Below are 16,761 nucleotides of genomic sequence, written 5' to 3' on the forward strand. Positions count from 1 at the left end.
GGCTCAGAGGTCGAAGTCGCCTGCCGCTTCTGGCTGGTACTCGACTGCCAGCAGCTCGAGCTTGAGGGTCTTGCCGCCCGGGGCCGGCCAGTCGATCTTCTCGCCCACCGACAAGCCCAGCAGCGCGCTGCCGATCGGGGCGAGGATGGAGATCTTGCCTTCGTCGGCATTGGCGTCTTTCGGATAGACCAAAGTCAGGTGGTAGTCCTTGCCACTGGCTTCTTCGCGGCAATGAACCCGGGAGTTCATGGTCACGACACCGGCCGGAATTTCCTCGTGACCGACCGTTTCGGCGCGGTCCAGCTCGTCCTGCAAGGCGAGCACACCCGGCGAATCCTGCGTCTTCTCATCGAGGCTGTCGATAAGACGCTCGAGACGCTGTACGTCCAATCGGGTGACGATAATGGAAGGCTTGGTGCTCATGATCCGGTCAGACTCCTTTTTCTGGGCGATATAAAGCAAAACCCCGCCCAAGGGCGGGGTTTGCAGGAATTCGGCACAGCCGAAACAGGTTCGACACTACCACAGCCAAGTAAATACACAATACCCGGAGGGTCTATGCCGACCCGGCCAGCTGGCGACGCACCAGCGCCTCTCGGCAGATCTGCCGGCGTTGCTCATCGTCGGCCGCACGCCACTGGCGAATGTCCTCGACATGGCGGAAGCAGCCGATGCAGACCTTGTGCTCATCCAGCCGGCAGGTGCTGATGCACGGCGACGGCACTGCCGGGCTGACATTGCTGTAGAGCGGCTTGGCCGGCTTGGCTGCACTGCTCATCAGATGTCGTCGAAATCGAGCTTTTCACCCGCTCGCTCCCAGACGATGCGCTCGAGCATTTCGCCCAGCAGCTCTCCGCTCTTTTCGCAGGTCCACTTGCCGTTCTGCTCGTCGTAGTCGAAGTGGAAACCACCGGACCTGTCGGCCAGCCACAGTTGGCGCAGCGGCTCCTGACGGCTGAAGATCAGCTGGCTGCCGTTGTCGAACTTGATGGTCAGGACCCCTGCCGAGTTCTCCATGTCCAGATCCAGGTCAGTCTCGTCGAACAGGTCTTCCAGGGCCTGTTGGGTCGCGTCGACCAGGTCGTGAAAACGCGCTTCGGTCAAACTCATTGCAAGAACCTCAAAAATGTCTGCACACACGCAAGCCGGGCAAGATACGAGCGCGGCGCGCCGAATGCAAAGGATACCGACCTGCGCCCGCCGGCGCAGCCACCACCCCGCCCGACGGCGGGCTGCCTGCATAGGCAAGGGGCCGGGCGCTCGGTATACTCGGGCGCAATACTGCTTATTACAAAGGATTACGCCATGAAGCGCCTGATCTCCACCCTCGCGGCGCTCGTCGCGGTTGCCTGCCTCGTTTCCGCCTGCGGCCAGAAGGGCCCGCTGTACCTGCCAGACGAAAGCAAAGACGGTCAAAAGTCGCAATCGCACAAGCACCAGTAAGGGTAACCCATGGACGCTTTCAACTACCGCGACGGTGAACTGTTCGCGGAAGGCGTGGCCCTGTCGGCCATCGCCAAACGTTTCGGCACGCCCACCTACGTCTACTCGCGCGCCCACATCGAGGCCCAGTACCGTAGCTACGCCGATGCCCTGGAGGGTGTTTCGCACCTGGTGTGCTTCGCCGTCAAGGCCAACTCCAACCTCGGCGTGCTGAACCTGCTGGCCCGCCTGGGCGCAGGTTTCGATATCGTTTCCGGCGGTGAGCTGGAGCGGGTCCTGGCTGCTGGCGGGCGTGCCGATCGCGTGGTGTTCTCGGGCGTCGGCAAGACCCGCGAAGACATGCGCCGCGCCCTGGAAGTCGGCGTGCACTGCTTCAACGTCGAATCCACCGACGAGCTCGAGCGCCTGCAGGCAGTGGCTGCCGAAATGGGCGTGCGTGCGCCGGTTTCGCTGCGGGTCAACCCGGACGTCGATGCCGGCACCCACCCGTACATCTCCACGGGCCTCAAAGAAAACAAGTTCGGGATCGCCATCGCCGATGCCGAAGAGGTGTACATCCGCGCCGCGCAGCTACCGAACCTGGAAGTGGTCGGCGTCGATTGCCATATCGGCTCGCAGCTGACCACCCTGGAACCCTTCCTCGATGCCCTCGACCGCCTGCTGGCGTTGATCGACCGCCTCGGCGACTGCGGCATCCTCCTGCGCCACCTGGACCTGGGTGGCGGCGTCGGCGTGCGCTATCGCGACGAAGAGCCGCCACTGGCCAGCGACTACATCAAGGCCATCCGCGAGCGCGTCGGTGATCGCGACCTGGCCCTGGTGTTCGAGCCGGGCCGCTACATCGTCGCCAACGCCGGCGTACTGCTGACCCAGGTCGAGTACCTCAAGCACACCGAGCACAAGGATTTCGCCATCGTCGATGCGGCGATGAACGACCTGATCCGCCCGGCCCTGTACCAGGCCTGGATGAACGTCACCGCGGTGCAACCGCGTGCCGGTGAAGGCCGTACCTACGACATCGTCGGGCCGATCTGCGAGACCGGCGACTTCCTCGCCAAAGAGCGCGAACTGAACCTGGCCGAAGGCGACTTGCTGGCGGTGCACTCGGCGGGCGCCTATGGTTTTGTCATGAGCTCGAACTACAACACCCGTGGTCGTTGTGCCGAAGTGCTGGTCGATGGTGACCAGGCCTTCGAAGTGCGTCGTCGCGAAACCGTGGCCGAGTTGTTCGCCGGCGAAAGCCTGCTGCCGGAGTAAACCCATGCTGCTGCGTTTTACCAAGATGCATGGGCTGGGCAACGACTTCATGGTCCTCGACCTGGTCAGCCAGCATGCGCACATTCTGCCCAAGCACGCCAAGCAATGGGGCGACCGCCACACCGGCATCGGCTTCGACCAACTGCTGATCGTCGAGGCGCCAAGCAACCCGGAAGTGGATTTCCGCTACCGGATCTTCAACGCCGACGGCTCCGAGGTCGAACAGTGCGGCAACGGTGCGCGCTGCTTTGCACGCTTCGTGCTGGACAAGCGCCTGACCGCTAAAAAACGCATCCGCGTCGAAACCAAGGGCGGCATCATCGAGCTGGACGTGCGCAACGACGGGCAGATCAGCGTCGACATGGGCCCGCCGCGGCTGGTGCCGGCCGAGATTCCGTTCGACGCGCCGGCCCAGGCCCTGAGCTACCCGCTGGAGGTCGCCGGACGCACTGTCGAACTGGCCGCCGTGTCGATGGGCAACCCCCATGCGGTGCTGCGCGTCGACGACATCAACGCCGCACCGGTGCACGAGCTGGGCGCGCAGATCGAGCATCACCCGCGCTTCCCGCAGCGGGTCAATGTCGGTTTCATCCAGGTCATCGACCGCCACCGCGCGCAACTGCGGGTGTGGGAACGTGGCGCTGGCGAAACCCAGGCCTGTGGTACTGGCGCCTGCGCCGCTGCCGTGGCGGCGATCAGCCAGGGCTGGATGGATTCACCGCTGTTGATCGACCTGCCGGGTGGGCGCCTGTCCATCGAATGGGCAGGCCCGGGCAAACCGGTGCTGATGACCGGCCCCGCCGTACGCGTGTTTGAAGGACAGGTTCGTCTATGAGTGAGTACCAGCCATGACCGATCAGCCCCAGGCTCCCGCCGAACAGCCCACCGACCTTAGCGCCGAGGGCTCGACGCCCAACCTCGGGGCTGAGGCCGTGGTTGCCTACCTGCGCGACAACCCGACGTTCTTCGCCGAGCACGACGAGTTGCTCAGCGAGCTGCACATCCCCCATCAGCGTGGTGACACCGTGTCGCTGGTCGAGCGCCAGCTCAAGCTGCTGCGCGACCGCAACATCGAAATGCGCCACCGCCTTTCGCAACTGATGGACGTGGCCCGCGACAACGACCGGCTGTTCGACAAGACCCGCCGGCTGATCCTCGACCTGCTCGATGCCGACAGCCTCGAAAGCGTGGTCATGGCCGTCGAAGACAGCCTGCGCCAGGAGTTCAAGGTGCCCTTTGTCAGCCTGATCCTGTTCGGCGAAACCGCCGCGCCGGTCGGCCGCTGGGTCAACAGCACAGACGCCCAGCAAGCCATTGGCGGCCTGTTGTGCGCCGGCAAGACGGTCAGCGGCAACCTGCGTGATCACGAGCTGGACTTTCTGTTCGGCGAAGAGCAGCGCAAGGAAGTCGGCTCCAGCGCCGTCGCCACCCTCAACCATCAGGGCCTGCACGGCGTACTGGCGATCGGTAGCCGCGATCCGCAGCATTACAAGAGCACGGTCGGCACCCTGTTCCTCAGCTACATCGCCGAAGTGCTGGGCCGGGTCGTCCCGCGCCATACCCAGACCCTGCGTCCGGTGCGCTAGTGGAACGCCAGCTGGAGGCCTTCTGCGCGCACTTGCGCAACGAGCGCCAGGTGTCCGAACACACCCAGCTGGCCTACCGACGCGACCTCGAAAGTGTCCTGGCGTTCTGCACCAAGGGCGGCATCGACAGCTGGAACGCCCTGCAAATCCAGCATCTGCGCCAACTGATCGCCCGCCAGCACCATCAGGGCCAGTCTTCACGCAGCCTCGCCCGCCTGCTCTCGGCAGTGCGTGGCTTCTACCGCTACCTCAACCGCGAAGGCCACTGCAGCCACGATCCGGCCAACGGCCTGTCGGCACCCAAGGGCGAGCGGCGCCTGCCCAAGACCCTCGACACCGACCGCGCCCTGCAACTGCTGGAAGGCGCAGTCGAGGATGAATTTCTCGCCCGCCGCGACCAGGCCATGCTCGAGCTGTTCTACTCCTCCGGCCTGCGCCTGTCGGAGCTGACCAGCCTCAACCTGGAGCAGCTCGACCTGCCGGGCGGCCTGGTGCAGGTGCACGGCAAGGGCAGCAAGACCCGCGTGCTGCCGGTCGGCCGCAAGGCCCGCGAGGCGCTGGAACAATGGCTGCCCCTGCGCGCTGGCAGTGGCCCGCAGGACGGCGCCGTATTCGTCAGCCAGCAAGGCCGACGGCTCGGCCCACGGGCCATTCAGCTGCGCGTGCAGGCCGCTGGTGCCCGCGAGCTGGGCCAGAACCTGCACCCGCACATGTTGCGGCACTCCTTCGCCAGCCACCTGCTGGAATCGTCCCAGGACCTGCGCGCCGTGCAAGAGATGCTTGGCCACGCCGACATCGCCACCACGCAGATCTACACTCACCTGGACTTCCAGCACCTGGCCGCCGTCTATGACAGGGCCCATCCCCGGGCCAAACGCAGTAAGGGCAGTGACTCATGAGCATCAAGCTGATCACCTTCGACCTCGACGACACCCTGTGGGACACCGCGCCGGTGATTGTCAGCGCCGAGGCCATCCTGCGCGACTGGCTGGCGGCCAATGCGCCAACCCTGGGCGCGGTCCCGGTGGAGCACCTGTACGCCATCCGCGAGCATCTGGTACAGGCGGAGCCCGGGCTCAAGCACCGCATCAGCGCCCTGCGCCGGCGCGTGCTGTTCCATGCCCTGGAAGAGGTCGGCTACAGCGAGAACAAGGCCCGTGAGCTGGCCAACGAAGGCTTCGAGGTGTTCCTCCGCGCCCGCCACCAGATTGACATTTTTCCCGAAGTGCAGCCGGTACTGGAGATCCTCCGGCACAGCTATACCCTGGGCGTGGTTACCAACGGCAACGCCGATGTACGCCGCCTGGGCCTGGCCGACTACTTCAAGTTTGCCCTGTGCGCCGAAGACTTAGGCGTTGGCAAACCCGATCCGCAGCCCTTCCTCGAAGCCCTGCGTCAGGGTGAGGTCGAAGCGCATGCGGCGGTGCATATCGGCGATCACCCCGGCGATGACATTGCCGGAGCCCAGCGTGCCGGCCTGCGGGCGATCTGGTTCAACCCCCAGGGTAAGACCTGGGAGGCTGAGAACCGCCCTGACGCGGAGATCCAGCGCCTGTCGCAGCTGCCTGAACTGCTCAACAGCTGGCGCTAAATCTGTGGGAGCGGGCTTGACCCGCGATTGCGGACTGTCAGTGCACATCGCATCGCGGGGCAAGCCCGCTCCTACATTTCGGCGATCCAACCATTACAGACACAAAAAAGCCCGCAGCGACGGCGGGCTTTTTTGCTGACGGGGCCACTCAGATAGGGCGGCTACCGTACTTGTTGTCCGGCTTCTTGGGCGGATCGGCGACCACGTTGGCCTCCACTTCCTGCACCTTGCCACCACGGGAGAGAAACTCTTCCATGGCCTTGGCCAGAGCATCACGCTCCTTCTGCTTGGCTTCCATGCTCGGCATCTCGTCGACCGAGACCGCCGCCGACTTCTTGCCCTTGGCTACAGGTGCCGGGCTGTCGTCGCCGCTGTCGTCAGCCACATCATCAGCTGCCGCTTCGAGGCCTTCATCACCTTCGTCTTCGTCGCCTACTTCGAGGTCGTCAGTTTCCAGATCGTCGTCGCTCATGTTCTACCTCATGACTTGCGAAAAGCAGATTAGTTATAGACCAGCAACGTCGAAAATCGACAGCTGCCAGAAAAAATTCAAGGTCCGCGGACTGGCCGCAGGCCGTGGTTGCGCCACAACGAATGGCGAGAACCGGGCAAACCCCACGTCACGGGCGAGGCCTGTACAAATAAAGAGCGGGCGGCGTTAATGCGCCGACATACCCTGGCGTGATCGACTCGCTTATTGGCAAGCCTAGCAAAGGGTATGGAAGTTTGCGGACAGCTCGTCAGCACCCTTCGGCGCGCATTCTAGCGTGCTCAGAGAAAAAGCAAAGTGCCTAAATTTCACTGAGCGCTGTAAGTTTTCTGCCCACATCACACGCAGCCATCAAAGCTCGGGTAGAAACCGTTTGCGCTTGAACGAACGGACAATTTACGGGCAAAAAAATGCCCGGCAAGCCGGGCAAGTTTTTTTCGAGGCCGTTACAGGTTGTAGCCGCGCTCGTTGTGTTGCGCCAGGTCGAGACCGACCGACTCTTCTTCTTCGTTGACCCGCAGGCCCATGACCAGATCCAGCACCTTGAGGATCACGTACGTGACGATCGCGGTGTAGATCACGGTAAAGCCGACACCCTTGGCCTGAATCCAGACTTGTGCGCCGATGTCTTCAACGGTGCCGAAGCCACCCAGGGCCGGGGCTGCGAACACGCCGGTGAGGATCGCACCGACGATACCGCCAATGCCGTGCACGCCGAAGGCATCCAGGGAGTCGTCATAGCCGAGCTTGCGCTTGAGGCTGGTGGCGCAGAAGTAGCAGATCACGCCTGCCACCAGGCCGATCACCAGGGCGCCCATCGGCCCGACGGTGCCGGCAGCCGGGGTGATGGCCACAAGACCTGCTACCACCCCCGAGGCGATGCCCAGTGCGCTTGGCTTACCGTGGGTCAGCCACTCGGCGAACATCCAGCCCAGGGCCGCTGCGGCGGTGGCGATCTGGGTCACCAGCATGGCCATGCCGGCGGTGCCGTTGGCCGCAGCGGCAGAGCCTGCGTTGAAGCCGAACCAGCCAATCCACAGCATGGCCGCGCCCATCAGCGTGTAACCGAGGTTGTGCGGCGCCATCGGCGTGGTCGGGAAGCCCTTGCGCTTGCCCAGCACCAGGCAGGCCACCAGGCCGGCGATACCGGCGTTGATGTGCACCACGGTGCCGCCGGCGAAGTCGAGCACGCCCCAGTCCCACATCAGGCCGCCGTTGCCGCTCCAGACCATGTGGGCGATCGGCGCGTAGACCAGGGTGAACCAGATGGCCATGAAGATCAGCATCGCCGAGAACTTCATACGCTCGGCAAAGGCACCGACGATCAGCGCCGGGGTGATGATCGCGAAGGTCATCTGGAAGGTGATGAATACCGCTTCAGGGAACAGCGCCGCCGAAGAGGTCAGGCTCGCCGGGGTCACGCCGGCGAGGAACGCCTTGGACAGACCGCCAACGAAGGAATTGAAGTTGACTACACCTTGCTCCATACCGGTGGTATCGAACGCCAGGCTATAGCCGTAAACCACCCACAGGACGCTGATCAGGCCGGTGATCGCAAAGCACTGCATCATCACCGACAGCACGTTCTTGGAACGCACCATGCCGCCGTAGAACAGGGCCAGACCAGGGATGGTCATGAACAGCACCAGGGCTGTGGCGGTCAACATCCAGGCGGTGTCGCCGGAGTTGAGCACGGGGGCTGCCTCCTCTGCCAGGGCCAGGCCGGGCATTACGAGGGACAAAAGGGCTCCTAGCCCTGCGAACTGACGCAGAGTCATATTGTTATCTCCTGGGGCGTTGGGGTTTGGTGAGGCTTTTTTGTTAGATCGCGTCGGTATCGGTTTCGCCGGTACGGATGCGAATCGCCTGCTCCAGATTGACCACGAAAATCTTGCCGTCACCGATCTTGCCGGTGTTGGCCGCCTTGGTGATCGCCTCGATGACCCGGTCCAGATCCTTGTCGTCGATGGCGACGTCGATCTTCACCTTGGGCAGGAAATCGACCACATATTCAGCGCCGCGATACAGCTCGGTGTGACCTTTCTGCCGGCCGAAACCTTTGACTTCAGTGACAGTGATGCCCTGCACGCCGATTTCGGACAGCGACTCGCGCACGTCGTCCAACTTGAACGGCTTGATGATGGCAGTGACTAGCTTCATGAAACTCTCTCCCGAATTGGTGGACTTGCCCCAGGAAAACAAACCCGACTCAAGTCTAAGCGCAGTGCCTGGCTTTGTAACGCGTCGTCATGGTGACTGCATCAGTGCATGGGTCATGAAGGTCTTAGCAGAAAGCTTGCCAGATTGGTTAAACCCCCGGATTACAGGGACTTACGTTACTCGGCCCGACTTGGCCGGTCGCCAGCACCGTTTTGATGCACAACAACGGTGCGCGGCGTTTCGCCGCCATGCGCGAAAAGCGTGCAGCATTGGGGCGCTAAAGGTGCGTGTTACACTGGCGCCCCATTGCATACTGTGGACAGCCGAACATGCTCGCGCCCAAAGCCTTTCTTGATGCCCTGAGCGACCAGGCCTCGCGCCTGTTCAGTGGCGACTCCTCGCAGCCCCGCAGCGAAATCGAAAGCCAGTTCAAGGCCCTGCTGCAAAGTGGGTTCAGCAAACTGGAACTGGTCAGCCGGGAAGAATTCGACAGCCAGATGGTCGTCCTGGCCCGCACCCGCGCCCGCCTTGAAGCGCTCGAAGCCAAGGTCGCGGAGATGGAAGCACGCCAGAACCCGCCCGCTGCCGAGTGAGCTTGCGATGACACCTTCTACTGAGTACCCGGTGCTGTTGTTCTCCTACGGCACCTTGCAGGACAAAGCCGTGCAACTGGCCAACTTCGGCCGCGAACTGCTCGGCCAGACTGACCAGATGCTCGGTTACAGCCAGACATGGGTGGAAATTACCGACCCGCAAGTCCTGGCCACCAGCGGCAAGACCCACCACCCGATCGTCACCCCCAGCAACAATGCCGACGACCGCGTGGCCGGCATGGTCTTCCAGATCAGCGAGGCCGAGCTTGCGGCGGCGGATGCCTATGAAGTGTCCGACTACAAGCGGGTTGCGGTGACCCTGGCCTCTGGCCTGACGGCCTGGGTTTACGTGCGCGCCTGAGCGACGCGGTAGTGGCCAAGGCCTCGCACATAACGCTCGGCGTGGCTGGCTGAGCTGACCTCATCGCGGGTCAAGCCCGCTCCTACACAAGGTGAGCGCCAAGCCTGAGAACAGTGCTGAACCTGTGGGAGCTGGCTTGCCGGCGATCGAGTGCGCAGCGCTCGCACAAATGGTCCTGTAAAAACCTGACTCACTCTTCCCCGCCCCGATCCGCTCCACCCCACTACGCTTGCAGAGCCGCAGGACGCGGCCTCGTCTAGATCATGGAGCGTTCATGTCCCTCGCCCTTGTCCACAGCCGTGCCCAGGTCGGTGTTTCGGCCCCGGCGGTCAGTGTTGAAGCGCATCTGGCCAATGGTTTGCCGGCGCTGACCCTGGTTGGCCTGCCGGAAGCGACCGTGAAGGAAAGCAAGGATCGGGTGCGCAGCGCGATCCTCAATTCCGGCCTGGAATTCCCCGCCCGGCGCATCACCCTCAACCTCGCGCCAGCCGACCTGCCCAAGGATGGCGGGCGCTTCGACCTGGCCATCGCCCTGGGGATTCTCGCCGCCAACGGCCAGTTCCCGATTGCAGCGCTTGGCGAGGTGGAATGCCTGGGCGAACTGGCGCTGTCCGGGGCGATCCGCTCGGTGCAAGGTGTTCTGCCCGCAGCCTTGGCTGCACGAGCAGCCGGTCGGGCCCTGGTCGTGCCGCAGGAAAATGCCGAAGAAGCCTGTCTGGCATCGGGGCTGGTGGTGTTTGCAGTCAGTCACCTGCTGGAGCTGGTCGCCCACTTCAACGGCCAGGCCCCGCTCAATCCCTACGCAGCCAACGGCCTGTTGCTGCAGATCCGCCCCTACCCCGACCTCAACGAAGTGCAAGGCCAGCAAGCCGCCAAGCGCGCGCTACTGGTCGCGGCCGCAGGCGCACACAACCTGCTGTTCAGCGGCCCTCCCGGCACCGGCAAGACCCTGCTCGCCAGCCGCCTGCCCGGCCTGTTGCCGCCGCTGGATGAGCGCGAGGCACTGGAGGTGGCAGCGATCCAGTCGGTGGCCAGCCATGTACCGCTGAGCAGCTGGCCGCAGCGTCCGTTTCGTCATCCGCACCATTCGGCCTCAGGTGCTGCGCTGGTCGGCGGTGGCAGCCGACCGCAGCCAGGAGAGATAACCCTGGCCCATCACGGCGTGCTGTTCCTCGATGAGCTGCCGGAGTTCGAGCGGCGCGTACTGGAAGTGCTGCGCGAACCGCTGGAATCTGGCGAAATCGTCATCGCCCGGGCCAAGGACAAGATCCGCTTTCCGGCGCGCTTCCAGCTGGTCGCCGCCATGAACCCCTGCCCCTGTGGATACCTCGGCGACCCCACCGGGCGCTGTCGCTGCAACAGCGAACAGATCCAGCGCTACCGCAACAAACTCTCCGGCCCCTTGCTCGACCGCATCGACCTGCACCTGACTGTCGCCCGCGAAGCCACGGCCCTCTCCACCAACAGCAGCCACGGCGAAAGCAGCGCCACCATTGCCGCGCAAGTCGCCGCCGCCCGCGACATCCAGCAACAGCGCCAGGGCTGTGCCAACGCCTTCCTCGACCTGCCCGGCCTGCGCCAGTATTGCGGGTTATCCACAGCCGACCAGACCTGGCTGGAAAGCGCCTGCGAACGCCTGACTCTGTCGCTGCGCGCCGCCCACCGCCTGCTCAAGGTGGCGCGCACCCTGGCTGACCTGGAACAGGCTGAAAACATCGGCCGCGAACACCTGGCCGAAGCACTGCACTATCGCCCCAGCAACCAGTAGTAATTGCCCGCATTCTGCTCTTAACTTGGCAACAGCCCACCGCACCGAGACCGGTATGTTCGCATTCGTCCAGAGTTACCCGCTGTTGCTCGGCATTACCCTGATCGTGCTCGACCTCACGCTCTGGCAACTGATACCCGCCAATCGCCGCCCTTGGCGCATCGGTGCGCGCTTGCTGGCGTTTTCGCTGTTTACCTGGGTGCTGATCAGCGCCGGGGTCAGCCCGCTGCAACCTGCGCCCTGGGTCGAGGATGTGCCGCGCAATCTGCTCGCTACGGTGCTGGGGATTGCCTGGTGGCTGTTTGCGGCGCGTACCGCCACGGTAGTGATCGGCCTGGTGCTGGTGGCCCGTAGCGGTCACACCGGGCGGTTGCTGCAGGATGTGCTGGGGGCGGTGATCTTCCTGGTCGCTATTGTTGCCGCAGCGGCCTATGTGCTGCAGCTGCCGGTCAAAGGCCTGTTGGCAACCTCCGGGGTCATGGCAATCGTGATCGGCCTGGCGCTACAGAGCACGCTGAGCGATGTGTTCTCCGGCATTGTGCTGAATACCACCCGCCCCTATCAGATCGGCGATTCGATCAGCATCGACGGCACCGAAGGCAAGGTCATCGAGATCGACTGGCGCGCCACCCGCCTGCTTACCGGCAACGGCAGCATGGCGGTGATTCCCAACTCGGTGGCGGCCAAGGCCAAGCTGCTCAACTTCAGCCAGCCCAGCGATGTGCACGGCGTCTCCATCACCGTCGTGGTGCCGGCCAAGGTGCGCCCGCGACGGGTGCTCGATGCGCTGGAGAAAACCCTGCAAGGCACGCGCACGTTACTGATCACCCCTGCCCCGAAAGCGACGGTCAAGAGTTCGAGCCTGGAGTCGGTGGAGTACGAGGCCAGCGGCTTTGTCAGCTCCATGAGCCAGAAGACCGAGGTGCGCAACCATATGTTCGACCTCGCCCACCGCCACCTGGAAGCGGCCGGCGTGGTGTGGAACAGCGATACCCAGCCAGGCCAGATGTGGAACCGTCAGCGCGCCCTGCTCGAGGATGTGCGGATCTTCCGTTCGCTCAGCAACGAGGAGAAAGACAACCTCAGCCAGCGCATGACCGCCGTGGAATACCTGGCCGACCAGGTGATCCTCGGCGTCGGCGACAGCTCGGATTACCTGCTGGTGATTGGCACCGGGGTGGTGTCTGTCGGCATTCGTGATGGCGACAAGCAGCTCGAAGCCGGGCGCATGGGCCCGGGTGAGGTATTGGGAGTGGAGGGCTTGCTGGAAGCGGATGATTCCACTGCCGAGTTCCGCACCCTGACCAGCTGCATTCTCTATCGCATCGACAAGGACGAAGTGCGCAGTTGCCTGGAGCAACGCACCGAGGTCAAGACTGCGTTGCTCAAGCTGCAACGCATCCGCCAGCAAACCCGCCAGTCACTGCTGGAGCAAAAGCCTGCAGCCATCAAGAAAGGCGGGTTTCTCAGCTGGCTGCACAAGTAGCCGTCAGAGCACCACGCGCAAGCATTGCCCGGCGTGATACAGCGAGAAGCCGGTTTCGTAGAAGCCGGTACGCAGCGCCGGCGCCGACACCGGTTTCATTGCCGAGAACGGAATCGGCAAGGCATCCGGGTTGTCGCAGAGCAGGTACTGGGCAAAGGCTTTGCCGATCACCGTGCCGGTGGTGTTGCCGCGGCCGTTGTAGCCAGTGACGGCGACGATGCCCGGCGCCGGCTCGAACAGGCGCATCAGGTGGTCCGGGGTGAAGTCGATGCAGCCGGTCCAGTGCATTTCCCACTCGACCTTGCCCAGTTGCGGGAAGTAGTGGTTCTGGATGCGGTCGGCCCAACTGCGGATGAACCAGGCCGGCTTGTTGTCGACCCGCCCGAGGCTGCCGAGCAACAGGCGCCCTTGGTCATCACGACGGATGCTGCTGAGCACCGTGCGCGTATCCCACGAACCCTGGCCGTGCTTGAGCACGTTGTCGGCAGCGGCGCCTTGCAGCGGCACTGAAGCGACCTGGTAGTAGTAGCCGCGGAAGAACTGGCGTTGCAGGTTGGTCCAGTCGCCTTCGGTGTAGGCGCCGGTAGAGATCACCACCTTGTCGGCGCTGACCGAACCTTTGGCGGTCTTCACCCGCCAGCTGCTGCCTTCACGCTCCAGGCCTTGCACAGCGGACTGCTGGAAGATCTGCCCACCCAGACGCTCGACCGCAGCGGCCAGGCCCTGTGTGTAACCCATGGGGTTGATGGTGCCGGCGCGGCGATCGAGCAGCGCGGCGGAAATCTTGTCGGTACCGCAATATTCTTCGCACTTGGCCCCGGTCAGCAGCTCGACATCGGCGCCACGCCGGCTCCATTGCTGGTGACGGGCTTCGAGGTCGGCAACGCCGGTGGCGTTGTGGGCCATGTGCAGGGTGCCGGTGTTGTGGGCCTGGCAGTCGATACCCAGGCGTTCGATGGTGGCGAACACTTCGCCCGGCGCCTCACCCAGTATCTTGTTCAGGCGGCTGCCTTGCTTCTGGCCAAGGGTCGCTTCAACGTCATCCGGGCGAATCCAGGTGCCGGCGTTGACCAGGCCGACGTTGCGCCCGGAACCACCGTGGCCGATTTTCCAGGCTTCGAGCAGGATCACCGTCTTGCCCTGTTCGAGCAGGTGAATGGCTGCCGACAGGCCAGTGATACCGCCGCCGATGATGCACACATCGGCCTTGAGCTCGGCGTTCAGCACCCGGGATGGCGCGGCGGGCTGGGTGACGTGTTCCCAGAGGCATTGTTGACGCAGTTCTGGCATGGCCGGCTTCCTCTTTTATTCTTGTGCGGTGGTGCCCCTATCGCTGGCAAGCCAGCTCCCACAGGGAGCAGCGGTCCTTGTGGGAGCTGGCTTGCCAGCGATGGGGCCGACTCGGTAATCAGTCGAACACAATCCCCTGCGCCAACGGCAGCTCGCGGGAATAGTTCACGGTATTGGTCTGCCGACGCATGTAGGCCTTCCACGAATCCGAGCCTGACTCACGGCCACCGCCGGTTTCCTTCTCACCGCCAAACGCCCCGCCAATCTCCGCACCGCTGGTGCCGATGTTGACGTTGGCAATCCCGCAGTCACTGCCTGCCGCACTCTGGAAGCGCTCGGCTTCACGCAGGTCGGTGGTGAAGATGCACGACGACAGACCTTGCGGCACTTCGTTGTTCAGGCGCAGGGCTTCGTCGAATTCGTCGTAGGTCAGCACGTAGAGGATCGGTGCGAAAGTTTCATGACGAACCACGGCGCTCTGCGCGGGCATCTCGGCAATAGCTGGAGAAACGTAGTAGGCATTCGGGTACTGGTCCTGAAGCTGCCGCTCACCACCAAACACCTGGCCGCCTTCATCGCGGGCGCGGGCCAACGCATCCTGCATGCCTTCAAACGAAGCCTTGTCGATCAGCGGGCCGACCAGGTTGTCTTTACGTGGATCACCGATGCGTACCTTGGCGTAAGCGGCTTTGACCCGGGCCACCACTTCGTCCTTGATCGAACGATGAACGATCAGCCGGCGCAGGGTGGTGCAGCGCTGGCCCGCAGTGCCAACGGCGCTGAACAAGATGCCGCGCACGGCCAGGTCGAGGTCGGCGCTGGGCGCGAGGATCATCGCGTTGTTGCCACCCAGTTCGAGGATGCTGCGACCGAAACGCGCGGCCACACGCGGGCCGACTTCACGGCCCATGCGGGTGCTGCCGGTGGCGCTGACCAGCGGCACGCGCGGGTCGTCGACCAGGGCTTCGCCGGCATCGCGATCACCGATGATCAGCTGGCTCAGGCCTTCTGGCGCTTCGCCAAAGGCTTTCAGGGCTTTTTCGAACAGCGCCTGGCAGGCCAGCGCGGTCAGCGGGGTTTTCTCCGACGGCTTCCACACCACGGCGTTGCCGCACACCAGTGCCAGGGTGGTGTTCCAGGCCCAGACCGCGACCGGGAAGTTGAAGGCGCTGATCACCCCGACCACCCCCAGCGGATGCCAGGTTTCACGCATGTGGTGGCCCGGGCGCTCGGAGGCGATGGTCAGGCCGTACAGCTGACGCGACAGACCGACGGCGAAGTCGCAGATATCGATCATTTCCTGCACTTCGCCCAGGCCTTCCTGGGTGATCTTGCCGGCTTCGATCGACACCAGCTCACCGAGTTCGGCCTTGTGCTTGCGCAGCACTTCGCCAAACAGGCGGATCAACTCACCGCGACGCGGGGCCGGAACGTTGCGCCAAGCCTGGAAGGCTTGTTCAGCCTGATCGATCTTGGCGGTCACCTGGGCTTTGCTTTCCAGGTGCACCGAGGCAATCGCGCTGCCATCGATAGGGGTGTGAACGGGATGGTTGCCATGGGTGTAGGCAGTAGTGGGAACACCGAGGCGGTCAAGCAGTCCATCAACCATTTTCTTCTCCTGCATGCGATGAGTGGTTGAAATAGTGATAGGGATCAGTATTAATCCGATCACTCTGGCGCAACAAACGACCTTTATTCTGCATATCATTCCGCCAGGTAATGATCTACTGGCTTAGAGACCGCTATGTCCAAACGTCTGGTGCCATCGATGGCCGCCCTGCAGTGTTTCGAGGCTGCCGCCCGGCACCTGAGCTTCACCCGCGCCGCCGAAGAACTGCACCTGACCCAGAGCGCGGTGAGCAAGCAGGTGGCCCAGCTTGAAGAGATGCTCCGCCATCACCTGTTCCTGCGGATCCGCCGGCGCCTGCAACTGACTCCAGCAGGCGCGCTGTACCTGGCCGAGGTCAACAAGATTCTCACCCAGGTCGATATGTCCAGCCGTTACATCATGTCCTACGGCGAACAGACCGAAGTCCTCAAGGTAGCCACTCAACCGAGCTTTGGCGTGCGCTGGCTGATCCCGCACCTCAAAGGCTTCGGCAAGCAGCACCCGAACATCCACCTCGACATCCGCAACGAGATGGAGCCCTTTGCCCTGCTGCAGGCCACTGCCGACGTGGTGTTCTTCTTTGGTCAGGGCACCTGGCCGGGGGCCACCTGCATCGAGCTGTTCGGCGAGGAAGTGCTGCCGGTGTGCGCACCGGAACTGTTGCAGGGGCGCACGCTCAAGGACGCCAGCGAACTGGCCGAGCTGGTGCTGCTGCAAAGCACTTCGCGTCCGGAGGCCTGGCACGAGTGGTTTCTCGAGCAAGGCCTGCATTCGGCCAACAGTTATCACGGGCCGCGCTTCGATACTTTCTATATGAGCCTCAGCGCTGCCCAGTCCGGCTGCGGCGTGGCCCTGGTGCCGCGCTATCTGGTGGCCCAGGAACTGGCCGAAGGCAAATTGATCGTGCCCTGGCAGCACAGCATGCGCAGCAATGGCGCGCATTTCCTGGCGTTTTCCGAGCATGCGGCGGAGGTGCCGAAGGTACGCGCGTTGGTCGATTGGATTCGGGCGGAGCTGGACCTGCAAGGTTGATAATTTTTGGAATGACAGATCGACTTTTTTTCGCTTGTGCGAGCACTGCATTCCTCGCTTTCATGTAAGGGTGCCCACTTACCAGGAAGCTTTCG

At 63.5% G+C, this 16,761-nt stretch carries 19 protein-coding genes; 11 read left to right on the forward strand and 8 right to left on the reverse strand.

Annotation, left to right across the window (positions count from 1 at the left end; all coding sequences use genetic code 11):
* Positions 1-3: 3 nt before the first annotated feature.
* The 3 genes from rnk to cyaY all read right to left on the reverse strand — a co-directional run bounded on the left by rnk (position 4) and on the right by cyaY (position 1,110).
* Positions 4-423: a nucleoside diphosphate kinase regulator gene (rnk, locus tag LOY45_RS25975; RefSeq protein WP_115084729.1), complete on the reverse strand. Its 420-nt coding sequence runs from the start codon at positions 421-423 to the stop codon at positions 4-6.
* Between the two features lie 133 nt (positions 424-556).
* Positions 557-778, reverse strand: a complete 222-nt coding sequence (locus LOY45_RS25980) for a DUF1289 domain-containing protein (RefSeq protein ID WP_258578568.1) — start codon at positions 776-778, stop codon at positions 557-559.
* Complete coding sequence (gene cyaY, locus LOY45_RS25985; protein WP_038998079.1) at positions 778-1,110, reverse strand: iron donor protein CyaY; 333 nt, start codon at positions 1,108-1,110, stop codon at positions 778-780. Before cyaY ends, LOY45_RS25980 begins: the two co-directional genes overlap by 1 nt.
* 195 nt (positions 1,111-1,305) lie before the next feature.
* Here cyaY and lptM point away from each other — a divergent pair, with 195 nt between their 5' ends.
* From lptM to LOY45_RS26015, 6 genes are read left to right on the forward strand one after another with little or no spacing between them, the layout of a single operon-like run.
* Positions 1,306-1,443: an LPS translocon maturation chaperone LptM gene (lptM, locus tag LOY45_RS25990; RefSeq protein WP_038998077.1), complete on the forward strand. Its 138-nt coding sequence runs from the start codon at positions 1,306-1,308 to the stop codon at positions 1,441-1,443.
* A 9-nt stretch (positions 1,444-1,452) separates the two neighbouring features.
* On the forward strand, positions 1,453-2,700 hold the full coding sequence (gene lysA, locus LOY45_RS25995) for a diaminopimelate decarboxylase (RefSeq protein WP_115084726.1): 1,248 nt from the start codon (positions 1,453-1,455) through the stop codon (positions 2,698-2,700).
* Positions 2,701-2,704: 4 nt separating this feature from the next.
* Entirely contained in the window at positions 2,705-3,535 is an 831-nt protein-coding gene (gene dapF / locus LOY45_RS26000) for a diaminopimelate epimerase (protein WP_045200978.1), read from the forward strand.
* Between the two features lie 13 nt (positions 3,536-3,548).
* Entirely contained in the window at positions 3,549-4,286 is a 738-nt protein-coding gene (locus tag LOY45_RS26005) for a DUF484 family protein (protein WP_115084724.1), read from the forward strand.
* Positions 4,286-5,185 (forward strand): tyrosine recombinase XerC, encoded by a 900-nt coding sequence (gene xerC, locus LOY45_RS26010; protein ID WP_258578569.1) that lies wholly within the window; start codon positions 4,286-4,288, stop codon positions 5,183-5,185. Before LOY45_RS26005 ends, xerC begins: the two co-directional genes overlap by 1 nt.
* Positions 5,182-5,877 carry an HAD family hydrolase gene (locus LOY45_RS26015; protein ID WP_115084720.1) on the forward strand — a complete coding sequence of 232 codons (696 nt, stop codon included), beginning with the start codon at positions 5,182-5,184 and terminating at the stop codon, positions 5,875-5,877. The genes xerC and LOY45_RS26015 overlap by 4 nt, the downstream gene beginning before the upstream one ends.
* 148 nt (positions 5,878-6,025) lie before the next feature.
* Here the strand turns inward: LOY45_RS26015 and sutA are convergent, their stop codons facing one another.
* The 3 genes from sutA to glnK form a co-directional block, all read right to left on the reverse strand.
* Positions 6,026-6,349, reverse strand: a complete 324-nt coding sequence (sutA, locus tag LOY45_RS26020; protein WP_115084719.1) for a transcriptional regulator SutA — start codon at positions 6,347-6,349, stop codon at positions 6,026-6,028.
* A gap of 464 nt (positions 6,350-6,813) precedes the next feature.
* Complete coding sequence (locus LOY45_RS26025) at positions 6,814-8,145, reverse strand: ammonium transporter (protein WP_010221118.1); 1,332 nt, start codon at positions 8,143-8,145, stop codon at positions 6,814-6,816.
* Positions 8,146-8,188: 43 nt separating this feature from the next.
* Positions 8,189-8,527, reverse strand: a complete 339-nt coding sequence (gene glnK / locus LOY45_RS26030) for a P-II family nitrogen regulator (protein ID WP_002555808.1) — start codon at positions 8,525-8,527, stop codon at positions 8,189-8,191.
* A 329-nt stretch (positions 8,528-8,856) separates the two neighbouring features.
* On the opposite strand from glnK, the gene LOY45_RS26035 reads away from it, so the two are divergent.
* The 4 genes from LOY45_RS26035 (at position 8,857) to LOY45_RS26050 (ending at position 12,735) form a co-directional block, all read left to right on the forward strand.
* Complete coding sequence (locus LOY45_RS26035) at positions 8,857-9,120, forward strand: accessory factor UbiK family protein (protein ID WP_115084717.1); 264 nt, start codon at positions 8,857-8,859, stop codon at positions 9,118-9,120.
* A 7-nt stretch (positions 9,121-9,127) separates the two neighbouring features.
* A complete protein-coding gene (locus LOY45_RS26040) occupies positions 9,128-9,481 on the forward strand; it encodes a gamma-glutamylcyclotransferase family protein (protein WP_258578570.1) in 354 nt (117 codons plus the stop codon).
* A gap of 274 nt (positions 9,482-9,755) precedes the next feature.
* The gene (locus LOY45_RS26045) at positions 9,756-11,249 is read left to right on the forward strand and encodes a YifB family Mg chelatase-like AAA ATPase (protein WP_258578571.1); all 1,494 of its coding nucleotides are present in this window, start codon (positions 9,756-9,758) and stop codon (positions 11,247-11,249) included.
* A 55-nt stretch (positions 11,250-11,304) separates the two neighbouring features.
* Positions 11,305-12,735, forward strand: a complete 1,431-nt coding sequence (locus tag LOY45_RS26050) for a mechanosensitive ion channel family protein (protein WP_233674070.1) — start codon at positions 11,305-11,307, stop codon at positions 12,733-12,735.
* Between the two features lie 3 nt (positions 12,736-12,738).
* Here the strand turns inward: LOY45_RS26050 and amaA are convergent, their stop codons facing one another.
* The gene (amaA, locus tag LOY45_RS26055) at positions 12,739-14,025 is read right to left on the reverse strand and encodes an L-pipecolate oxidase (RefSeq protein WP_134064935.1); all 1,287 of its coding nucleotides are present in this window, start codon (positions 14,023-14,025) and stop codon (positions 12,739-12,741) included.
* Between the two features lie 118 nt (positions 14,026-14,143).
* Complete coding sequence (gene amaB, locus LOY45_RS26060; protein WP_134065188.1) at positions 14,144-15,634, reverse strand: L-piperidine-6-carboxylate dehydrogenase; 1,491 nt, start codon at positions 15,632-15,634, stop codon at positions 14,144-14,146.
* A 135-nt stretch (positions 15,635-15,769) separates the two neighbouring features.
* Here amaB and LOY45_RS26065 point away from each other — a divergent pair, with 135 nt between their 5' ends.
* Positions 15,770-16,666, forward strand: coding sequence for a LysR family transcriptional regulator (locus LOY45_RS26065; RefSeq protein ID WP_115084707.1), 897 nt, complete (start codon positions 15,770-15,772; stop codon positions 16,664-16,666).
* Positions 16,667-16,761: the final 95 nt, after the last annotated feature.

Source organism: Pseudomonas wadenswilerensis, from assembly GCF_024749185.1.
GTDB classification, from domain to species: Bacteria; Pseudomonadota; Gammaproteobacteria; order Pseudomonadales; family Pseudomonadaceae; genus Aquipseudomonas; species Aquipseudomonas wadenswilerensis.